This is a genomic window from Novosphingobium sp. B1, assembly GCF_900176395.1.
In the GTDB taxonomy this organism is placed as follows: domain Bacteria; phylum Pseudomonadota; class Alphaproteobacteria; order Sphingomonadales; family Sphingomonadaceae; genus Novosphingobium.
On the sequence record NZ_FWXL01000053.1, the window covers coordinates 1 to 3,107 of the forward strand.

The 3,107-nt window shown below is 62.6% G+C and carries 4 protein-coding genes; all 4 read right to left on the reverse strand.

The annotated features are described in order from the left end of the window. Positions 1-34 precede the first annotated feature (34 nt). The 4 genes from B9A23_RS21940 to B9A23_RS21955 all read right to left on the reverse strand — a co-directional run bounded on the left by B9A23_RS21940 (position 35) and on the right by B9A23_RS21955 (position 3,001). Positions 35-628, reverse strand: coding sequence for a plasmid pRiA4b ORF-3 family protein (locus B9A23_RS21940; RefSeq protein ID WP_254895250.1), 594 nt, complete (start codon positions 626-628; stop codon positions 35-37). Further along, positions 625-2,214, reverse strand: coding sequence for an IS66 family transposase (locus tag B9A23_RS21945; protein ID WP_084281523.1), 1,590 nt, complete (start codon positions 2,212-2,214; stop codon positions 625-627). The genes B9A23_RS21940 and B9A23_RS21945 overlap by 4 nt, the downstream gene beginning before the upstream one ends. Before the next feature lie 68 nt (positions 2,215-2,282). Further along, positions 2,283-2,642: an IS66 family insertion sequence element accessory protein TnpB gene (gene tnpB, locus B9A23_RS21950; protein WP_368655956.1), complete on the reverse strand. Its 360-nt coding sequence runs from the start codon at positions 2,640-2,642 to the stop codon at positions 2,283-2,285. Further along, complete coding sequence (locus B9A23_RS21955) at positions 2,639-3,001, reverse strand: IS66-like element accessory protein TnpA (RefSeq protein WP_217806662.1); 363 nt, start codon at positions 2,999-3,001, stop codon at positions 2,639-2,641. The genes tnpB and B9A23_RS21955 overlap by 4 nt, the downstream gene beginning before the upstream one ends. Positions 3,002-3,107 lie beyond the last annotated feature (106 nt).

Here is a 3,107-nt window from a genome sequence, read left to right on the forward strand (position 1 = left end):
GTAAGCGCCGACGGAAGGCGGCGTTGACGTAAGTCTATTTGGCCTTCCGCGGGCGCGGCGCCCATTTCTTTGCCAGCGCTGCTAAGCGGTTATGGATCATGTCGATGTCGGGCTGAGCATCGGTATCATGGTCGTCCCCCAGGGCTTCCAACGCCTCTTCATGGTATTCATGTGTCGGATCGGCCAGGGCTTCCAGCTTCTCGGCATAGCCCCAAGGTCCGCCTGAGTCCTCTGGCGGTCGCATGCCGGTGGCTGCGAGCAGGCGAGGATAGCTGCCTTGGGGCTCGGCCGGAGCGATGCCCTGGATTTTGACGCTGTGCTCCCAGGCATCACCGAAGTCGTATAGGTATCGGAAGGACTTGCCCCGCATTCCCTCTAGAGCCTGACCCAGGGTCGCCTTGCGGGCATCGAGCGGACCGCCAAAGCCATATTCGGGATCTGGGATGCCGAAGCCCGTGCGACCGAACGTCAGTTCCCACAGATGACTGTCCGTCCACGCCAATGCCGCCTGGAAGACGCTGTGCAGACGATCGAGCCGGATACCCAGCGGCACTTCGATTACGCGGCTGACGGCCGGCGTCACGTCGTCTAGGGTGATTGTCATCCGCACGATGAAGGCGTTGCTCAAGCAGCATACTCCAGGTTCTGGACCTCTCTCGCCGCATGCCAGTTCCATGGCAGCAATTCGTCGATCCGGTTGATCGGGTGGTTGCCGATACGCGCGATGACGTCGGTAAACCAAGCCTCGGGTTCCACGCCGTTCAGGCGGCATGTCTCGACAAGCGAGTAAAACAGGGCCGAAGCATCTCCGCCCTTGGTCGAACCGACGAACATCCAGTTGCGCCGACCAAGAGCAACGCCGCGCAGGGCATTTTCGACCAGGTTGTTGCTGATCTCGAGCAGGCCATCGTCGCAATAGCGGATCATCGCCGCCCACCGGTTGAGCGGATAACGGCAGGCCTTCGCCAGTGCGCTGTCTGAGGACAGCCCGCGCATCTGTGCTTCGAGCCAGGGCCGTAAGGCAGCCAGTTTAGGGGAGGCCTGCTGCTGGCGGACCTGTCGTCGTGCATCGGGTGGTGCGCCCTTGATGTCGCGCTCGATCGCGAACAGCTCACCAATCCTCACAACGGCTTCAGCCGCGACTGGCGACGGGTTCTTTTCCAGGATGTCAGTAAACTTGCGCCGCGCATGTGCCCAGCAACCCACCTCGGTCACGCCGCGCGGGGCCTTCGTCTTGGGGTCACGATACAGCGCGTTGTAGCCGGCATAGCCATCCGCCTGGAGGTATCCCTGATATCCGGCGAGATGGGCTGCGGGATGCTCGCCGCCGCGGCCGGTGGTGAAGCGGAACACCACAGCGGGCGGGCTCATGTCGCCGCTCGAACGACCATCGCGCAGATAGACCCAGAAGTAGGCAGTGTGGCTGCCGTCCTCACCCATGAGCAATGTGACCGGCGTCTCGTCACCATGGATCTTGGGAGCTTGGAGGACGTAGGCGAGCAAGCGTTCGCCGAGCGGGGCCATCAACCAAGCCAGCTTGCGGGACCAACGCCCCATTACATCGCGATCGATGTCCACGCCCTGGCGACGCAAGATCACCGACTGGCGGTGCCAGGGTTGATGATCCACGAAGCGGCTGACGACCAGATGCGCAAGCAGCGCGCTGCTCGCCATGACCTTGGGCAACGGCAGCTCAATGGCCGGAGCCTGGCGGATTGTCTCGCAAGACCGGCAAGCGATACGAGGGCGAACATGGCGCAGGACGCGGAAGCGGGCCGGCACATAATCCAGCACTTCGGTGACGTCTTCGCAGATGACGGTTTCCACGCCCCCGCAGCCACAGGGCTCTGGGCGATGCTCCGTCGTCAGGCGCGGGACGTGCGCCGGGATCGGCGTCCGGGCTCCAGCCTTGCGTGCCGATTTCAGCTTTGACGATGTGGCTACGTCGTCATTGGCCGGCTCCGGGGTCTCGACCTCTTCGAACATCAGGCGCAGTTGCGCGATATCCATCTTTTCGGAGCTGCGACCGAACTGGACGCGCAGCAGCCGGGCAAGGCGATGCTCCAGCTTTTCGATCGTCAGGCTTTGGGTCTTGACGGTATGCTTTACCGCCTTCAGCTCGGCCCGCTCTACCTCCATGGCTTCGGCCATCTCCCGCAGCATTTTCTGCAGGAGAACCGGGTCTGTGGGAAGGCGATCAAGGTCGAACCGCATGCCCGGAACTATAGCGGAAATGCCTTCCCGATCCTACCTAAAACCGCAGTTTTTCGTGACTTTTCCGCTCATGCGAGTGTCGGTACGAGCACCTCGTTGTGAATGATCGCCTGCCTCCAATCGAGGCCTTCAATCAACATCGCCAACTGTGCGCCCGAGAGCCGAGCTGCCGCCCCCTCCTGGGTTCGGGGCCACACGAACTTTCCACGCTCGAGACGTTTCGCGTACAGGCAAAGCCCTGACCCGTCCCAGACCAGCGCCTTCAGCCTGTCACCTCTTTTCCCGCGGAACAGGAATACTGCACCAGAGAATGGATCAAGCTGCAGGATATTACGAACCTGGGCCGACAGCCCGTCGAAGCCTTTGCGCATGTCGCACGGTGCCAGCGACAGATAGATCTTGGCCGACGGCGGCAAGGTCAGGCTCACCGTTCAAGCTCCCCGACAATCTCGAGAACCAGTCGCAGCGCCTGTGGGTCAACCAGCCTGTCCACCGAGACCGTGAAGCCGTCGCCTCGCCGGATGTCGATCCGGCCAGCTTCAGGCGGTTTGCCTGCCGGCTCGGGCTTCACCAGTTCAACTGGAACAAAACCCGCCATCGCCCCGCGCAGCAATTGCTTGCGCCATGTGTAGAGCTGGCCTGTTCCGATCCCATGCCGCCGCGCCACCGCCGCAACTATGACGCCGGGCTGCGTCGTCTCCTTCAGGATCGCGAGCTTCTCCTCGTCGCTCCAATGCCGCCGCCGCTCGACACGTACGACCGCTCCTCCATCCCGACGAGCGCCCATACGAGGCTCGTTTGACTGCTCGATATCCACTCGCAAGGCCTCCATTTGCCCCGCGAAATCTACGCCATCCCAATCCTGCGCAAGGCCGGGTTCCGGCGGCGCTTAC

Bases quoted from the DNA above. Each gene is read 5' to 3' on its own strand.
- B9A23_RS21945 (WP_084281523.1), bottom strand. From the start codon at position 2,214: ATGCGGTTCGACCTTGATCGCCTTCCCACAGACCCGGTTCTCCTGCAG.
- B9A23_RS21955 (WP_217806662.1), bottom strand. From the start codon at position 3,001: ATGGGCGCTCGTCGGGATGGAGGAGCGGTCGTACGTGTCGAGCGGCGG.